Here is a 17,650-nt window from a genome sequence, read left to right on the forward strand (position 1 = left end):
TCAATTCTTCTTGTTTCTATACCCGTTTTTGTAGACGTGACACCCAAAAAGGAGCAACCCACGACATCGCTTGAACGAGAATAAAACCAAACAGCAATGCTAACGGTGATAAAGGTTTAACATTGCTCAAAATCAAAATAAATCCAACGATCATGATTGCAAATTTGCCTAACATGCCCCTATACATGTTAGACAGCACTTGTTTAGATGCTCTCGCACCTGCCGTTCTGAAGGATTGCCACGCAAAATAGCTCGTAGCAAGCCAGCAGACCAATGCACCAAGTGCCGCACTTAATGCTGCTGTCATGTCTTTTATGCTCCACGCCACAAGTGCGGAAACAGGGATCATGCATGCTTGTAAGAAGACCAAAGCTTTTGCTAATCGTCGGTCAATCAAGCGACTAGTTTGGCTCATTTTTATCCACTCACAGCATAAATGCTTGACAAGTTTAGCTGATGATCGCTTTTAATCGCAGGCATTATAGAGTTACACCCCTGAACATGCAATCTTTTCCCGACTTTAGTCGGGGTTTTTCGTGACAGGTGGTGCTGACGCTACAGTCAGCCTTTGTTTACTTTTTATCTCACTTTTGCGTATTTAATACACATTTATCGGTTTTTATCGCCAGTTTCTTCCATGCTGTTACAAAATTATCTTCATTATTCATACTTTCATCAACGGGTTGGAAGGTAATACTACCCAGTTTTTGATATTGCCCTTTTGTTGTAAAACTTTCTGCAAGTAAACACATCTGAGCTTTTGGTCGACTATCATTAAGGTACTTTATTTGTGCCGCTGTAGGAGCTACATGCGGATCATCCGTTAAGGCACCCGCAAATTTTAAGTTTAGCGAACGCTCCAAATATTGATAAGCATCATGATAAGACCAATATGGTTTACCGTTGCTTGAGCTATCGTAAGCTTGAGCCGCCTGTAACATATTTCGTGCAAATGTATTCGCATTATTCCAATACTTCGCTTTGTTTTCAGGATGCTGTTGTGAACGTAAAGCTGCAATAAAAAAGCCAATACGTACTGCATTGTTTGGTTCTAGCCAGACATGCGTATCCACAGTATTTGGTAAAGCAGCCCCACGTGTATTGCGCTGCGGCAAAATAGAAAGAATACCGCTATCTAACAAAGCAATTGCTTTCTTATTGTTACTTAGTAATTTGTTGAGTGGAGCTTCATGAGCTTTCCCCAACCAGATCACTAAAGAAGCATCGTTAATTGCTTTACGATGTGCCGGTGTTAACTGTACATCATGCCCACTTTGCCCTTGAAGCAATAACTGGGGTTCTTCAACTCCTTTGGTAATTTCTTTTGCAATCAAATAGATTGGGTGCGTAGAGACAACCAAACCCTGACTCCAACCTAACGTACTCATAAGAGAGAACATACTGAAAACAAAAACGCGGAACATGACAGACCATCAATTAGTAATAGCTCGAAGCATGTTATAATATAACAAAGTTACAAAAATACCTAAGATTAATCGAATGAAGCACCGCTTCATGCTAATATTCCATTAAAAATTTGAGGTTATGTCTATGAGTTCTTGCATGCATGAACATCATGATTCTTTGCATGGTGTACATGATCACCATAATGTCGCAAGTCGTTTAGCTGAAGCAGAAACTTTATGTACTGCGGTCGGTGCACGCCTTACACCTTTACGTAAAGAAGTTCTTGAACTCATTTTAAATGCTTCAGGTCCTATGGGTGCCTATGACTTATTAGCACGTATTAAAAGTCAAACAGATCGCCCTGCCGCCCCTCCTACTGTTTATAGAACTTTAGACTTTTTATTAGAAAAGGGTCTTATTCATCGCTTAACATCTATTAATGCTTACATACCATGCTGTCACCCACGTGAAGGTCATCAGGCTGCATTCCTGATTTGTACCGAATGTCACACGGTTAAAGAAGCATCTTCACAAGGTCTAACCCAACAACTTGACCAACTTGCAGCTTTAGATGATTTCGCAGCACAACACAGCATTATAGAAATTTCGGGGAAATGCCAGCAGTGCCGCACAGCTCGCTAAATCCTGTATTGATTCAACTTGAACAGGTCTCTGTTCATCGTGATCAGCGGGATATATTAAAAAAAGTTGATTTTGCTCTGCATGAAAATGAAATTGTGACCTTAATTGGTCCCAATGGCGCAGGTAAATCAACTTTAATTAAAGTTCTACTTGGTATTTTAAAGCCAAGTAGTGGACGCGTCATAAGCAATAAAAAACTAAAAATGGCTTATGTGCCTCAGAAATTTAATCCATCTCATAGTCTTCCTTTACGGGTACAAGATTTATTAGATCTTGAAAAGTGTAGCCCTGCCCTTCGTCAGGAAATTATTCAAGACACCGGTATTGCCAAACTACAACAATCAAAAGTTCAGCAACTTTCTGGTGGAGAGCGCCAACGTGTACTGCTAGCACGTGCTTTACTTAGAAAGCCAGATATCCTCGTTCTTGATGAGCCCATGCAAGGCTTAGATATTCAATCAGAAGCTGAGCTTTATGAATATGTACGTAGTCTGCCGGAGCGTTATGGTTGTGCTATTTTAATTGTTTCCCATGATTTACAGTGGGTCATGCAGGGAACTCAACGCGTTGTCTGTTTAAACAAGCATATATGCTGTAGTGGCTTACCAGAAAGTATTCAGCAGCATCCTGAATACCAAGCAATATTCGGTACTCAGCGAGTTTTCTATCAACATCATCATGATCACTGTGCGCATGGTGACGCTGCACACCCCTGCCCTCACAATAGCAGACCTCACATTCACCCGGAACCGGAAGCTTAAGCCATGATGGAATGGTTACAATTATTGTTACCCGCATGGATTATGGGAACCTTATTAGTCTTTTTGACTGCACCACTTGGTTGTCTCATGCTATGGAGACGTATGTCTTTTTTTGCAGACACCATGGCACATGGAACCTTACTTGGGGTAGCAATTGCTGGTGCTTTAAGCCTTCCTCTCTGGCTTGGCGTAGCAGGTACTGCAATTTTATTAGTCGCTATTTTGTGGGCCTTACATGACAATCGTTTACCAAACGATGCTTTGCTTGCCCTATGCTCAGCAACATTACTATGTAGTGGCCTCCTGTTTATTCAACATGTTCCAAGTTTAAGACCGGAGCTTTTAAGTTATTTGTTTGGTGACTTACTAAGTATTGATTGGCCAGACCTACCTGTTTTCACATTAATTATTGCAGTATCACTGGCAATTCTTTATCGCTTTTGGCAGCCTCAAATTCAAATTGCCATTGATCCGGATATTGCAATTAGTGAAGGTGTGAATGCGAAATGGCAACGTCTCATTTTTATGTTACTGCTAGCCTTATTTACAGTATTGGCTTTACGTGCAGTAGGTTCACTTTTAATGGGGGCACTACTGGTTATTCCAGCATTGAGCGCTCGATTACTCGCTCACTCACCAAAGCAGATGGTTATTTGGGCCTTTGTTTTAGCTCAACTCGGTGTCAGTGTTGGCCTATGGTCAAGCGCAGCACTTAATATCTCGACTGGCCTCAGTATTGTTTTATGTATGGCGTTGAGTTTTGCACTTATCTTTATGGTTCAAAAAATCAAAAATCAAACTCAAGCGGCCTAAATCAGGCTGCTTGATGGACCGTACTTAGCAATAACGCTGCACAACTAAACATGACAGCAAAACCACGGTTTAAATATTTTTGTTGCTTAGGAGAACGCAGCAATCTTAAAACTTTTGAAGCTAGCCCTGTATAACCAGCCATTACAATCAAATCAATTGTAACCATAGTGGCTGCCATAATCAGGTATTGTATCCATTGGGGTTTGCTTAAATCTAAGAACTGAGGCAAAACTGCCAATAAAAATACGATGGCTTTAGGGTTACTGATATTGACTACAAATCCATTGAACAGCAGAGCAGAAACAGATTTATCCTTCTTTTCGTGTTGAATTTCTATGTCTTTTACTGGTGCTGTCCACTGCAAATAGGCTAAATACAATAAATAAGCTACCCCAAACCACTTAACCGCCTGAAAAGCCAACGGGGTCGTTGCGAATAGAACACCTACACCCGCCGCTACAATCATGATTTGAATTAACAAGGCGATTTGCAAACCGATCGCATTCCAATAGCCATGTCTAAAGCCATAATTTAAGCCGCTCGACATAGAAGCAATAGCCCCTGCTCCCGGAGAAATACTAATGATCCAACAGGCCAACATATAAGCAAACCAAACTTGCAAAGACATAGCGAAATAGATAATAAAAGTGGAATTATACCGTTTTATAAAACTATCGTGGCGATAATTCAAACAATAAAATCAATAAATAGACTACTAACAGCTCTTCGCATCAGGCACAATAATTGAAGCTCATACTAAATTATAATTGAGGAGAGATCTTCTAATGACTGCTCAATCTGTCATTTTGCCATTACCATCAGATCATGCCCGTTTTATTGTTCTTCGTTTAAAAGATTTAACAATTGCTGAATTAAAAGAACAACTCGAAGCTTTATTCGAAACACGTGACCGTCTCATTACTCAACATTCAGACGCACAAATTAAGACAGCAGTCGCTTTTGGTCCAGAACTTTGGAAGCAACTTTACAGTCAATCTCCTGCTGGTTTTAAACAACTTGAACCAGAAAATGGCGCATTCAATATGCCAGTCGTACCAGCTGATGTGCTTATTCACATTGCCAGTATGCGTTCTGATATCTGTTTTGCATTAAGCCAAGCATTTTTTGAAGGGATTAAAGATAAAGTTGAGGTTTTGGATGAGCGTGTTTGCTTCCGTTATTTCGATGGTCGCGATATTACTGGCTTTATAGATGGTACTGAAAACCCTCAATTTCCAGACGATCGCGCAGAAACCGCTCTCCTCCCAGAAAGTGCTGGAGTATTTGCAGATGGTAGTTTCATATTTGCGCAGCGCTATGCACATGACTTGGAAAAATGGAAAAAACTTAAAGTCGATGCACAAGAAAATGTCATGGGCCGTACCAAGCTTGAATCTATTGAATTAGATGATGACGTTAAACCGGAAAATGCCCATGTCGCTCGTACTGTCGTTGAAGATGAGGAAGGCGAAGAAATGGAAATTTTACGTCACAGCTTACCTTATGGTGACGGTCGAGGTGATCAAGGTTTATTCTTCATTGCCTATACTAAAGACCTGAGCATTATTGATGCAATGTTAAAGCGCATGTTTGGTACAAGTGGGGATGGCATTCATGATCGCTTATTGCACTTCGTGACACCACTTGATGGGGCATATTACTTTGCACCAAGTGAAGAATTATTAGAAGAAATTTTAGAGGCTTAAAAGAAAAAAAGAGGAGCTTAAGCTCCTCTTTTCACATTCTCATTCTTAGAAAGGAATACGTTTATATTTACGGTATTCTGGTTTCCAGAACGATTGATCAATCTTCTGGTTAAGCAAATCATCACTAATGGTTACAGCCACACCATCTGCCATTGCAGCTTTTGCCACTTCAAATGCAATCACTTTAGACACTTGTTGAATTTCACCTAAAGGTGGCAATAAATCAGCTTGTGGATCTTTCAGCAACGGTGAACAGTCTGCTAAAGCACTACTTGAAGCCATAAGCATGTTTTCTGTAACGCGTTTAGCACCTGATGCTACCACACCTAAACCAATACCAGGGAAGATGTATGAGTTGTTGCACTGCGAAATATTATAAAGCTTGCCGTGATGATTTACAGGTGCAAATGGGCTACCCGTTGCAATTAATGCTTTACCTTCAGTCCATTCCACAATATCCGCCGGTACTGCTTCTACACGCGAAGTCGGGTTAGATAACGGCATCACAATTGGTCGTTCACAATTGGCAGCCATTGTTTTAATAATTTCTTCGGTGAATAGGCCCGGCTGACCAGAAACACCGATTAATACTGTAGGCTTGGCATTTTTAACAACATCAAGAAGTGAAATCACTTCTTCAATATTGCCCCATTGGTCTACTACTTCAGCTTTTTGAGCTAACTTACGTTGGAAGTCTAATAGGTTTGGCTGATTTTCAGTGATCAAACCAAAACGATCTACCATGTAAACACGAGCACGTGCTTCAGCATCGGTTAAACCTTCTGAAACCATTTGTGCAACGATTTGCTCTGCAATACCACAACCAGCTGAACCTGCACCTAAGAAAGCAATTGTTTGGTCTTTTAATTGTTTACCTGCTGCGCGGCTTGCAGCAATTAAACTACCAACAGAAACCGCTGCTGTTCCTTGAATATCATCATTGAAACAACAAATTTTATCGCGATATTTTTCTAAAAGTGGCATCGCATTTTTTTGTGCGAAATCTTCAAACTGGATAAGTGCTTTTGGCCAACGACGTTTTACAGCTTCAATCACCATATCTACAAAGTCATAATACTCATCACCACTAATGCGTGGTTGACGCCATCCCATGTAGATCGGGTCATTTAATAATTGAGGGTTATTCGTCCCTACATCGATTGTGATTGGCAATGTGTAAGCAGGGCTAATACCACCACATGCGGTATACAGCGAAAGTTTCCCAATTGGAATACCCATGCCACCAATGCCTTGGTCACCAAGACCTAAAATACGTTCACCATCTGTAATCACGATGACTTTGACATTATTTTTATTAACGTTTTGCAAAATATCATCAATCACATCACGATCTGGATATGAAATGAAAACACCACGATGACGGCGATAGATATCAGAGAAACGTTGACATGCCTCACCCACAGTTGGCGTGTAAATAATTGGCATCATCTCTTCAAGATGATTTTCAATTAAGTGGTAAAACAAAGTTTCGTTGGTATCTTGGATATTACGTAAATAGATGTGCTTATTAATATCATCATTGAAAGCACAATATTGCTGATAAGAGCGTTGGCTTTGCTCTTCGATAGTTTCAATAATATGTGGAAGTAACCCGTGTAAGTTAAAGTTACTTCTTTCTTCTTGAGTGAAAGCGGACCCTTTATTCAAAAGGGGTAACTCTAAAAGTGTATAGCCTGCATAAGGGATATAAAGGGGATGTTTACTTGGGTGACCTGATATCATTGCCTATCTCATTTTCCAGCTTAGAACTCAGAAAAGTACAGTTTCAGCACTCTCTAAAGCTCGTTGTATGCGTAAGCTTAAGACTATTTAATACAAAATAGGTATTTTAAACTGTGATATTGAAATTGAATACTATTTAGAAAAAACATATAACAAAATTAATATTAAAAATTAATTACTTACATTTTTCATCTTTTTAAATCTATTCTTTCTTAACTCTATATCTGGCTTAGAATCTTATATTTTTGCCCTGTCTTACATTTTTATAAAAAATACCAAGTGTTTTACTATCTTATAATTTCAAAAATATTGCATAGAAAGCTTGAATTTACTTGTTTTTAGAATTTTACTAATTTTATTTTTTAATATTTACGAAAAAAATAGTTCTCGGCAACTTCATGAAAGAAATTAGGTGAAAGCGTTAAATGCACTCCCCTAACTCATAGGAAATTTGCTATATTTGACGTTTTTCTGCGACATCTATTTTCGATTGATATGAATACGGCAATACAAGCAGCTCTCGACCATGCAGTGCAAACCCTTCAGCAAGAAGGTGTGCTTCCTTCGGATTGGAATAATTCAAGCAATTTAACACGCACCAAAGACCGAAGCCATGGCGATTTTGCTTCTAATATTGCCATGATCGGCTCTAAAGCTGCTGGTATGAAACCACGCGATTTAGCTGAGAAAATTCTAGCAGCGCTACCAGAAGTTGCAGACATCAGCAAAGCTGAAATTGCAGGCCCTGGTTTTATCAATTTCTTTTTAAATGCAGATCAACGTTTTGCAATTCTTGACCAGATTCAAGCTCAAAAAGAAAGCTTTGGTCGTAGCCAATCAAATGCGGCTAAAAAGATTCAAGTTGAATTCGTTTCTGCAAACCCGACGTCTAGCCTACACGTAGGTCATGGCCGCGGGGCTGCTTATGGTATGACTGTTGCAAACTTGCTTGAAGCAACAGGTGCTAAAGTTGATCGCGAATATTATGTAAATGATGCTGGCCGTCAAATGGATATTTTGGCGACTTCTACTTATTTACGTTATTTGGAATTACTTGGACAAAACCTTGTATTCCCTAAAAATGCATATCAAGGCGATTACGTTAAAGAAATCGCACAAGGCATCATTGATAAAGATGGCGATGCTTACATTCGTGAAGTTGCGAATGTTTATAAAGATGTACCAGAAGACGTGCAATATGCTGAAGAGCTAGATAGCGAAGGCAACAAAGTCGTATTATCTGGCGACAAAGAAAAACACATTGACGGTCTTATTGCCAACTCACAACAATTATTAGGTGAAGGCTACCGCGTATTCCATCAAGCAGCACTTCATGCCATTTTAGATGATATTAAAGATGACCTTGCTGACTTCGGCGTAACCTTTAACCAATGGTTTAGTGAAGCATCTCTTAGCGCAAAAATTGACGAAGCGTTAGAAACACTTGATCAACGCGGCTTCTTATATGAAAAAGATGGCAACATCTGGTTTAAATCGACTGAATTTGGTGATGAAAAAGACCGTGTTGTGAAGCGCCGTAATGGTCAAACGACTTACTTTGCATCTGACATTGCATATCACTTAAACAAACTACAACGTGGTTATACTGACCTTGTTGATATTTGGGGTTCTGACCACCACGGTTATATCTCTCGCGTAAAAGCTGCGATTGATGCAATGGGTTATGACTCGAAAAAATTAACTGTTCTTTTAGTTCAGTTCGTAAGCTTATGGCGCGGTGGTGAGATGGTTCAAATGTCATCTCGTTCAGGTCAATTCGTGACTTTACGTGACTTGCGTAAAGAAGTCGGCAATGACGCAGCTCGTTTCTACTACGTGATGCGTAAAAGTGAACAACACATTGACTTTGACCTTGACCTTGCTGTTTCACAAAGTAAAGACAATGCGGTGTATTATATTCAATACGCTCATGCACGTATTTGCCGTATGCTAGAAAAAGCAGCGAGCACTGGCTTACAATTTGAAGTAAGTGCTGCTCGTTCACATGCTGCACGTTTATCACTTGATGCAGAAACTGAAATTCTTGCTAAACTGGCTGCATATCCAGACGTTGTGTTACGTGCTGCTAATGCATATGAACCACACCAAGTAGGTAACTACTTAAAAGAATTAGCTGCGCTATTCCACGGTTGGTACAATGAACACAAAGTTTTAAGTGATGATGCTGAACTTACACAAGCACGCTTATTACTTTCAATCAATGTACAGCAAGTATTGCGCAATGGCTTAGAATTACTCGGTGTTTCTGCACCTAAAGCCATGTAAGTTAGTGTTGGGGTGTGTGGTCAAAGCCATATACCCCTTCATGTTGTAAGAAATAACGCTTTGCAAGGAAATCTATCTATGCGAAGCGATGTTTTAAAGTAAACGAGAACTAAACTCGAAATAAAACAATCAAAATACAGAGGAATAATCCACGTGTTTGGCAAAACGCAACGCGGTGTATCTGAAAGACCTAACAAGCCTAAAAAGCCTTTAATTCCTAAATGGTTAGGGACACTTGTCGCTATTTTAGCGGTCTTATGTATCGCAGTAATGCTCATGCTTTGGAAACCGTGGCAACCTGTTTCTTCAAAAAACCAGATTACTTCTGAGCACTATAAAGAAGAAGAAACCAATAAAGATTACCGCTTTTATGATCTATTGCCTCAACAGCAGGTCACTCCTATTCCGGAACAGGCGATTCCAGAAAGTAAAAATCAGGGTACTGCCATGATTGTAGAAGCTCCTAGTACAGCTCAACCTGCCGCTTCTGAACCTGCAAGTGTAAGCACTGACGACACGACTGACTCAACAGCTGCTATACCTCAACAACCAAATTATATTTTACAAGTTCGAAGCTATACTGACCCCGATCAAGCAGATGCTCGACGTGCAGAAATCATTTTAAATGGCTTATCGGCTGATGTAATTAAAAGCTCTGAGAATGGAAAAACTTGGTATCGTGTTATTTCTGGTCCATATGACACTCAAGAAGCTGCTCTCGCTGCTCAACAAACATTGCAGCATAGCGGTATTGACTCTATTGTGATTAAACGCAGATAAAGATTAAGCAATAAAAAAGGAACAAATATTTGTTCCTTTTCTTTTATATATCAGCACAATTTCTTTCGTTTGACCCTAAACCTTTCTGTCTCGCTTTTTGAAAAGCTGGTCTTTGCTGAATCCGATGTAAGAATGCTTGAATATGCGGATATTTACCTTGAAGACGTGACTGTAGAGCCTCTAGTGGAAAACTCATTTGAATATCTGCAAATGAAAAATTCCCTGCAAAATATTCATGCTCAGCCAAATAATTTTCTAAAAAACTAATATGGTCTTTCATACGTGGACGAACAAAATTTGCTTTAACCCCTTCTGTAATTTTCTTTGCCACAGGCTGAATTAGCCAAGGTACATGTTTATTGACGTTGTTCATGACCAAAGTCATCACTAATAACGGCATAAGTGAGCCTTCGGCATAGTGCATCCAGTAAATATACTGCTGTAAATCCTGAGCTTGCTTAGGTTTAAACTGCTGCTTTTGATCATATCGCTGCTGCAAATACTCTAAAATAACAGCCGATTCTGCGATAACCTGCTCATCATCTGTCAAAATAGGTGCCTTGCCGAGCGGATGAATACATTTCAATGTTTCTGGTGCTGAATAGTTCGGAAGACGTTGATAAAAATGAATATCATAATCCAAGCCTAACTCTTCTAAAGCCCATAAAATCCGAAACGATCGCGAACATTCCAGGTGGTGTACACTAATCATGGTATTGCCTACTTTTATTTTTCTTTTTTACATAAAAAACAGCATGTGATCATGCTGTTTTATTCCATTTTTGGGATGGATATAAATCATCCACCGCAACAAAATAGCATTTTTATGCTGTAACAAGCACAGTATGAATGTCTAAACTACGTAACAAAGTTTTAGTGACTGGGGTTTTACTGCATATGGTTAAGATTTTTTGCTGAAGTTCTTCGTTTGGAAGTTCTTTAAAAACAATACGACGCTCGATATGTTCTTCATGCTCTCGATTGGTATGAAAATCAATTTCGACCGAGTACTCACCAAAATCATAACCCTTATGTTTTGCATACATTCTTAAAGTAATAAGTGTACATGCTGCCAGACTTCCGGTAAGCAAATCATAAGGTGCAGGCCCTTGATCATGTCCTTCTAGCTTTTCAGGCTCATCACAAAAGTATTGATGACGGCCGCTGGTAATTTCACCTTTCCATTGTTCTGCAAGAGGCTTTGCTTTACTGCTCGCAATTACTGCTGTCATTTTGATGCTCTCATTTGATCTGGAAGAACTGGTGCTTCTAAGCGGGCACCCACATAATCTGGAATTTCACCAAAACGCACGTCATGATTAACCCATTGCTCACGTGCTTCTTTTAAATCGTCCATCGTACGTGCAACGAAATTCCACCATAATAAGATCGGAGTTTCAAAAGGTTCACCACCGATTAATAGCACACGGTTCCCTTTCTTTACTTCAATCTCAATTTCGTTCAAACCTGTATCTAATACAACCATATTGTCAGCAGTAAGTTCATGGCCATTCACATGAGCTACGCCATCTAATGCCATAAAACCATATTCAAATTCAGGATTTAGTGGAATACGTGTCTTAGTATCTTGGGTAGCAATGAGATCAACCCCTACTAACGGTGTATGAACCACAACTGGAGAAGTCGTCTCTAAATATTCACCCACCAGTACAGTAAATTCCAGACCGTCTTTTTCAACAACAGGAAGATCGGGATAATGTTCAAATTTCGGATCCATGTTGCGCTTATGGTCCGGCAATGCAATCCAGAGCTGCGCAGCATGCATTTGAGTTTCAGTATCAGGTGCAACCTCGGTATGAGAAATACCATGTCCCGCCGTCATTAAATTAACTTGTTTAGGACGAATTAATTGCTTTGACCCTAAACTATCGGTATGCATCATGGTCCCTTCAATCATCCAAGTGAAGGTTTGCAAACCAATATGTGGATGAGGTCCTACATCTAAACCATTGCCGGCAGGAAATGTTACTGGTCCTGCATGATCTAAAAAGCACCATGCCCCAATCATTCGTTTTTGTCGACTAGGTAAAGCCCGCTTAATCACCGTCCCCTGTCCAATTTCGGCAGAGCGAATTGGAAACTCCTGAATAAATTGATTGGCAAATTTTTCGCAATCCTTTGAATCCGAAATATCGTAATCGTTATTATTGCTCATGATATTACTCTCTTTTACCTATGCTTGTGCAATGAGTCGTTATACTGATCTTAACAATACACTCATTATTCAATATAGTCTTTTAGTAATACACAGGGTGCCATGAATGAGACAATCAATTTTTAACAATCGAAAATTTAAAGGTATCTGGCCAACTTAAGGTGATTGAGTCTTAACTTGTTGTTTTAAATTCTTCATAAATTGCCCAAACTGTGGCAAGAATTCTTGAAACAATGGATGGTCTCGATTCTCTAACATGACTTCACTAAATAACTTTAGACCGACTGCAAAAGACTTTGCGGTTTGATCATCAAAAAATTCTGCGTTCTTTAACTTTTCAACAATCTCGAAAATATCGTCATGATTACCTGTATAGAACTCGAGCCGTTCCGTATAGGTAGAAACTTCGCCTTTGGCATCTTTTAAATGTTGTACCGTAACGTGATATTGATGCTGTTTCATACATAAACTCTCTATTAAAGTTGATAGTTTTTAGATAATTTCAACCTGTTTAAGGCCCATTTATAGACGCCCAATCGCAACAGCAGCCTGATCAATTTTTTCAGCAATTTGATAGATCTGCTCTTGCTTCAAGTCAGTGGTATTCAATTTCAAACGTAAAGCCGTCTTTAAGTTTTCCATGGCACGGTGAATTTCGATTAATTGATCATTACTGTGAATTTCACGTCTCAAACGCAATTTCTCTAACAACCCACTTAGCTTGTCTTGGTGTTCATTTAAATAAGCTTCCCCAAATTCCGTAATTTGATATTGTTTACGCTCTACATCTAGCAAGTTAATGAGGTTCATTTCTTCCAGGCTAGTTAAAGTCGGATAGATTGTTCCTGCACTTGGCGTATAGCCATCGCCTACCAAATCACTTATTTCTTTAATAATTTCATAACCATGCTTAGGACTTTGCTGAATAAGATGAAGGACTAAAAGTTTCATACGTCCAGCTTCAAAAAGTCTCCCACGACGCCCCGAACGGTGATGGCCGTGATGATGGTCATTATGTTCAGCATGATGATGTTCTGATTGTTGTCTCATCTTTGGAGGTTCTCTAATACGCACAATTTATAACTATTAAGATATATCTTAATATATCTTTTATCAAGAAAAAGTAATAAAATCTAACCTATTGCTTTGATAATTATTAAAATTAATATTATTTTCTTTAAACACTAAGTAATAAAAAAAGAGTGCTTAAGCACTCTTATATAGCCGTATGTTTAGTAAAGTCGGTAAGAAAAGCCAGAATCTAAAAAATTATTATGTGATCAAATTTCTTTTCTGCTCAAACTGCTCTTCAATTTTTGAACTCAGAAAATTAACAATAGGCTGCAAAGCATAATGTTCCTCTTGCCAATTTTGTTTACCGATTTCCCCTCTATATTCCTGTATAAGCCGCTGCAATACGAATTTCTGCTCAGGAGGAAGCTGAGGCATAACCCATCGAGCTGCATTGCCTTTTGAAGCAATATCCTTCATGACTAAACTAAAATAGATCCGGCATAAAGCTAAAATCTGGTTTCTTTCATCTGCATCCTCATCCCAATGAGCTACAATTTCGGGATAAGTATCAGACATTGCTTGCCATAGTTCTTGATCAGAAATTTCAGGTGCCCATTGGTCTAAAGCTGGACCAAATAAAACTGTATGATGAGATCTCGCTTTTCTAAGCAATATACTAATATCTGGGTCTTTCTGCGAACTTAATGTTCCACCTTCTTTAAGTTCTTCACGTAGCCATTCACCAAACTGCATTTCATAACTTAAAGGATAATTTCCAGACTGAATCTCATCTTTTAATAAAATAGTAACTTCTAATGGTCTTTGTAATTCCCCAACAGGCTGTGAAATTTTTAGTAATTCTTGTGCAAGCTGCTCGCGTAAAGCAGATGTTAATGGTTGAGTAACCACGACCAGAACATCAAGGTCACTTTCTGGCCCTAAGCCACCATCAACAGCTGAACCATAAAGATAGATTGCAAATAATGATTCCGCTAAAAGTTGCTGTAATTTTTCTTGTAGATATTCTAACTGAATGAAATCAGACATCTCTCATCTCCTTCGGAAGAAACAGATATAAAAAAGGCAGGATTTAATCCTGCCTTTTCATTTGATTATTCCCACTCAATCGTTGCTGGTGGTTTAGATGACACGTCGTATACCACACGTGATACATCTTTAATTTCGTTCATAATGCGTGTTGAGATTTTATCAACCAATTCGTATGGTAAATGTGCAAAACGAGCTGTCATAAAGTCAACTGTTTCAACTGCACGAAGCGCAATCACCCATGCATAACGGCGGCCATCACCGACTACACCCACTGATTTAACAGGTTGGAAGACAGCAAATGCTTGAGCTGTTTTATCATACCAACCGCTGTCACGAAGCTCTTGCATAAAGATATCATCAGCAAGACGAAGAATATCTGCATATTCTTTTTTCACTTCACCCAAAATACGAACGCCTAAACCTGGGCCCGGGAATGGATGACGGTAGATCATGCTGTGCGGTAAACCAAGTGTAGTACCTAATTTACGTACTTCATCTTTAAACAAGTCACGTAAAGGTTCAACCAATTCAAATGCTAAATCATCTGGTAAACCACCCACATTGTGGTGAGATTTAATAACGTGTGCTTTACCTTGTTTGCTTGCAGCAGATTCAATTACGTCTGGGTAAATTGTACCTTGCGCCAAGAATTTCACGCCATCAAGTTTACGTGCTTCTTCAGCAAATACTTCAATAAACTCACGACCAATAATTTTACGCTTTGCTTCAGGATCGGTAACGCCAGCTAGAGCATTTAAGAAGCGCGCTTCTGCATCTGCACGAATAACACGAATACCCATGTTTTCAGCAAACATTTGCATCACTTGGTCACCTTCGTTTAAACGAAGCAAACCATTATCAACAAATACACATGTTAATTGATCACCAATCGCTTTGTGTAAAAGCGCAGCAACAACAGATGAGTCAACACCACCAGAAAGACCTAAAAGTACTTTCTCATTACCAATTTGCTCACGTAACTGCTCTACACGCAAATCGATGATGTGTTCAGGTGTCCAAAGGCCACCACATCCACAAATTTTGTGAACGAAATTAGAAAGTAGCTCTTCACCTTTTGCCGTGTGTGTTACTTCTGGGTGGAACTGAACACCGTAAAAACGGCGTGTTTCATCACTTACAGCAGCAACTGGACAGCTTGGTGTGCTTGCAGTAATCGTAAAACCTTCTGGAATCTGGCTCACTTTGTCGCCGTGGCTCATCCAAACGTGTAGTTGGTTTTCGCGGTCTTGTAAGTTGCCAATAAGTTGGTCACGTTTAACGATATCAACTTCGGCATAACCAAACTCATGTACAGTACCCGGCACAACTTTACCGCCTAACTGTTCAGACATGGTTTGTAAACCATAGCAAATACCCAATACTGGAACGCCTAATTCAAACACCACTTGCGGTGCGCGAGGGCTGCCCTCTTCATGCACACTCTCAGGTCCACCTGATAAAATGATACCGTTTGGCTTAAAAGCACGGATGTCTTCTTCAGACATATCAAAGGCATACATTTCAGAGTAAACACCAGCTTCACGTACACGACGTGCAATGAGCTGACTATATTGAGAGCCGAAATCCAGGATCAGGATACGATCTTCAGTAATTTGAGTATTGGTAGTCATGACAAACCACTAAATGGCAAAAGAATTAAGCGCGCCATTTTAACATTTTTCACGCTTCGACGCACCGCAAATCATCATATATCTTATTTTTTTCATATTAGAATCATTTTAATAGTTAGAATAATCGATATAAAATATTATTTATTTATATTTATCAACACCCTAAAAGTTACTTTAGAACTTCTGCACATTGATAAATTCATCACATTCTATGCAACATCATAATGAATTTGATGTTAAGATGACCCGATAAAACAGGCATTACCATGGAAAGGTAAATACCATTAAGCGATATTTGTCTGACCTTAAACAGTTATCCGTTTTTTATGGCTTGTTGCCCCATATCAAAATCAATAGAAATCTAAGGAACAACAATGCTTCAAACTATGATTGCAGATTTCCAGCAACATTTTTGGTTGTATGTCTCTATTCCTTTCATGAGTGGTTTAATTGGCTATGTCACTAAAGTGATTGCCATTCAAATGATGTTTTCACCACTTGAATTTAAAGGTATTAAACCGTTTTTTGGCTGGCAAGGTATTGTGCCTCGTAAAGCCGAAAAGATGGCAACGACTGCTGTAGAGCTTATGACGGCTAAGCTCATTAAGCCCGAAGAAATTTTTGCTCGCCTTGACCCAAAGCGTATTGCTAAAGAAATTGAAAAACCATTAATGGCAGCAGCAGAAGATATTACCCGTGAGGTTGCCCAAGAATATCAACCAGGCTTATGGGAAGGCATGCCTGAGTTTGCCCGCCAAAGACTGATCCGCAGAGTGCAATCAAAAGCCCCGGAAATTGTCGAGCACATCATGAGTGAAGTGCAACGTGACGTAAATCGATATTTTGATATTAAACATTTGGTCATTAGTAATTTACTTAAAGACAAACGCCTACTGAACAATATTTTTAAACGTGTAGGCAAACAAGAGTTTAAGTTTTTCAGTAACGTTGGTTTTGTATTTGGTTTTGGTATTGGTGTGATCCAGATGCTCTGCTGGATTGTCACACAAGGAAAATATCCTTGGATGCTACCTCTGTTTGGCGGATTTGTAGGTTTTTTTAGTGACTGGATTGCCCTACAAATGATGTTTAGACCCCTCTATCCGAAAAAAATATTGGGCTATACATGGCAAGGTCTATTTATTAAACGTCAAAATGAAGTGGCAGCTGACTATGCAGCTTTAATTTCCAAACAACTTTTGACTTCACGCCATATGATGGAAGAGTTGTTTTCAGGTACACACTCTGCACGTGTTATTGAGCTGGTTAACCGTCATGTCAAACAGGAAATTGACATGCAAGCAGGTGTAATCCGCCCACTCGTTGTTTATGCAATTGGTGGAGAAAAATACCAGAATATGAAAACTCAGGTTGCGGAACGTATCATGCAGCAACTTCCAGAGACCATGAAATATGTTGAGTCTTATGCAGAAGATGCCATGAATATTCGCAATACCCTGATTGAGCGTATGCAGAAATTAACGCCTTCGGAATTTGAAGGTATGCTACGTCCAGCCTTTAAAGAAGATGAGTGGGCACTCATTGCAGTAGGCGCAGTACTTGGTTTTGTTGTTGGTGAGCTACAAATCCAGTTTATGCTTTAATTTTTAAATATAAAAAAACCGGATGAATGAATCATCC

Annotated in this window: 18 protein-coding genes; 7 read left to right on the plus strand and 11 right to left on the minus strand. The window is 39.3% G+C overall.

What is annotated here, in order from left to right; genetic code table 11:
- Window positions 1-16: 16 nt before the first annotated feature.
- The gene (locus MKL36_RS18295) at window positions 17-415 is read right to left on the minus strand and encodes an ATP synthase subunit I (RefSeq protein ID WP_000084237.1); all 399 of its coding nucleotides are present in this window, start codon (window positions 413-415) and stop codon (window positions 17-19) included.
- A 169-nt stretch (window positions 416-584) separates the two neighbouring features.
- The gene (locus MKL36_RS18300; RefSeq protein ID WP_000490209.1) at window positions 585-1,424 is read right to left on the minus strand and encodes a metal ABC transporter solute-binding protein, Zn/Mn family; all 840 of its coding nucleotides are present in this window, start codon (window positions 1,422-1,424) and stop codon (window positions 585-587) included.
- A gap of 127 nt (window positions 1,425-1,551) precedes the next feature.
- Here MKL36_RS18300 and MKL36_RS18305 point away from each other — a divergent pair, with 127 nt between their 5' ends.
- From MKL36_RS18305 to znuB, 3 genes are read left to right on the plus strand one after another with little or no spacing between them, the layout of a single operon-like run.
- The gene (locus MKL36_RS18305; protein ID WP_000093118.1) at window positions 1,552-2,049 is read left to right on the plus strand and encodes a transcriptional repressor; all 498 of its coding nucleotides are present in this window, start codon (window positions 1,552-1,554) and stop codon (window positions 2,047-2,049) included.
- Window positions 2,022-2,810 (plus strand): zinc ABC transporter ATP-binding protein ZnuC, encoded by a 789-nt coding sequence (znuC, locus tag MKL36_RS18310; protein ID WP_001112013.1) that lies wholly within the window; start codon window positions 2,022-2,024, stop codon window positions 2,808-2,810. Before MKL36_RS18305 ends, znuC begins: the two co-directional genes overlap by 28 nt.
- Window positions 2,811-2,813: 3 nt before the next feature.
- Window positions 2,814-3,623, plus strand: a complete 810-nt coding sequence (gene znuB / locus MKL36_RS18315) for a zinc ABC transporter permease subunit ZnuB (protein WP_000970834.1) — start codon at window positions 2,814-2,816, stop codon at window positions 3,621-3,623.
- Between the two features lies 1 nt (window position 3,624).
- Here znuB and MKL36_RS18320 read toward each other — a convergent pair whose 3' ends face one another.
- Complete coding sequence (locus MKL36_RS18320; RefSeq protein WP_021510387.1) at window positions 3,625-4,251, minus strand: LysE family transporter; 627 nt, start codon at window positions 4,249-4,251, stop codon at window positions 3,625-3,627.
- 157 nt (window positions 4,252-4,408) lie between these two features.
- On the opposite strand from MKL36_RS18320, the gene MKL36_RS18325 reads away from it, so the two are divergent.
- Entirely contained in the window at window positions 4,409-5,329 is a 921-nt protein-coding gene (locus MKL36_RS18325; protein ID WP_000126807.1) for a Dyp-type peroxidase, read from the plus strand.
- A gap of 45 nt (window positions 5,330-5,374) precedes the next feature.
- On the opposite strand, the gene MKL36_RS18330 is transcribed toward MKL36_RS18325, so the two are convergent.
- Window positions 5,375-7,072, minus strand: a complete 1,698-nt coding sequence (locus MKL36_RS18330; protein ID WP_000623102.1) for an NAD-dependent malic enzyme — start codon at window positions 7,070-7,072, stop codon at window positions 5,375-5,377.
- 495 nt (window positions 7,073-7,567) lie between these two features.
- Here MKL36_RS18330 and argS point away from each other — a divergent pair, with 495 nt between their 5' ends.
- Window positions 7,568-9,358 carry an arginine--tRNA ligase gene (gene argS / locus MKL36_RS18335; RefSeq protein ID WP_021510386.1) on the plus strand — a complete coding sequence of 597 codons (1,791 nt, stop codon included), beginning with the start codon at window positions 7,568-7,570 and terminating at the stop codon, window positions 9,356-9,358.
- A gap of 153 nt (window positions 9,359-9,511) precedes the next feature.
- Window positions 9,512-10,138 carry an SPOR domain-containing protein gene (locus tag MKL36_RS18340; protein ID WP_000467262.1) on the plus strand — a complete coding sequence of 209 codons (627 nt, stop codon included), beginning with the start codon at window positions 9,512-9,514 and terminating at the stop codon, window positions 10,136-10,138.
- A gap of 43 nt (window positions 10,139-10,181) precedes the next feature.
- Here the strand turns inward: MKL36_RS18340 and MKL36_RS18345 are convergent, their stop codons facing one another.
- The 7 genes from MKL36_RS18345 to guaA form a co-directional block, all read right to left on the minus strand.
- Entirely contained in the window at window positions 10,182-10,850 is a 669-nt protein-coding gene (locus MKL36_RS18345) for a glutathione S-transferase (RefSeq protein WP_021510385.1), read from the minus strand.
- Window positions 10,851-10,962: 112 nt separating this feature from the next.
- Window positions 10,963-11,370, minus strand: coding sequence for an OsmC family protein (locus tag MKL36_RS18350; RefSeq protein ID WP_000127662.1), 408 nt, complete (start codon window positions 11,368-11,370; stop codon window positions 10,963-10,965).
- On the minus strand, window positions 11,367-12,314 hold the full coding sequence (locus tag MKL36_RS18355) for a pirin family protein (RefSeq protein WP_000069626.1): 948 nt from the start codon (window positions 12,312-12,314) through the stop codon (window positions 11,367-11,369). Before MKL36_RS18355 ends, MKL36_RS18350 begins: the two co-directional genes overlap by 4 nt.
- A gap of 156 nt (window positions 12,315-12,470) precedes the next feature.
- The gene (locus tag MKL36_RS18360) at window positions 12,471-12,776 is read right to left on the minus strand and encodes a DUF3861 domain-containing protein (RefSeq protein ID WP_000809282.1); all 306 of its coding nucleotides are present in this window, start codon (window positions 12,774-12,776) and stop codon (window positions 12,471-12,473) included.
- A 60-nt stretch (window positions 12,777-12,836) separates the two neighbouring features.
- Window positions 12,837-13,364: a PadR family transcriptional regulator gene (locus MKL36_RS18365; protein WP_001249777.1), complete on the minus strand. Its 528-nt coding sequence runs from the start codon at window positions 13,362-13,364 to the stop codon at window positions 12,837-12,839.
- A gap of 222 nt (window positions 13,365-13,586) precedes the next feature.
- A complete protein-coding gene (locus tag MKL36_RS18370) occupies window positions 13,587-14,375 on the minus strand; it encodes an ANT(3'')-II family aminoglycoside nucleotidyltransferase (RefSeq protein WP_001279066.1) in 789 nt (262 codons plus the stop codon).
- Window positions 14,376-14,440: 65 nt separating this feature from the next.
- Window positions 14,441-16,009 carry a glutamine-hydrolyzing GMP synthase gene (gene guaA / locus MKL36_RS18375; RefSeq protein WP_031977706.1) on the minus strand — a complete coding sequence of 523 codons (1,569 nt, stop codon included), beginning with the start codon at window positions 16,007-16,009 and terminating at the stop codon, window positions 14,441-14,443.
- Window positions 16,010-16,395: 386 nt separating this feature from the next.
- On the opposite strand from guaA, the gene MKL36_RS18380 reads away from it, so the two are divergent.
- Window positions 16,396-17,613, plus strand: a complete 1,218-nt coding sequence (locus tag MKL36_RS18380; protein WP_169518027.1) for a DUF445 domain-containing protein — start codon at window positions 16,396-16,398, stop codon at window positions 17,611-17,613.
- The last annotated feature ends 37 nt before the right edge of the window (window positions 17,614-17,650 follow it).

Source organism: Acinetobacter sp. AOR12_HL (assembly GCF_027855275.1).
GTDB classification, from domain to species: Bacteria; Pseudomonadota; Gammaproteobacteria; order Pseudomonadales; family Moraxellaceae; genus Acinetobacter; species Acinetobacter baumannii.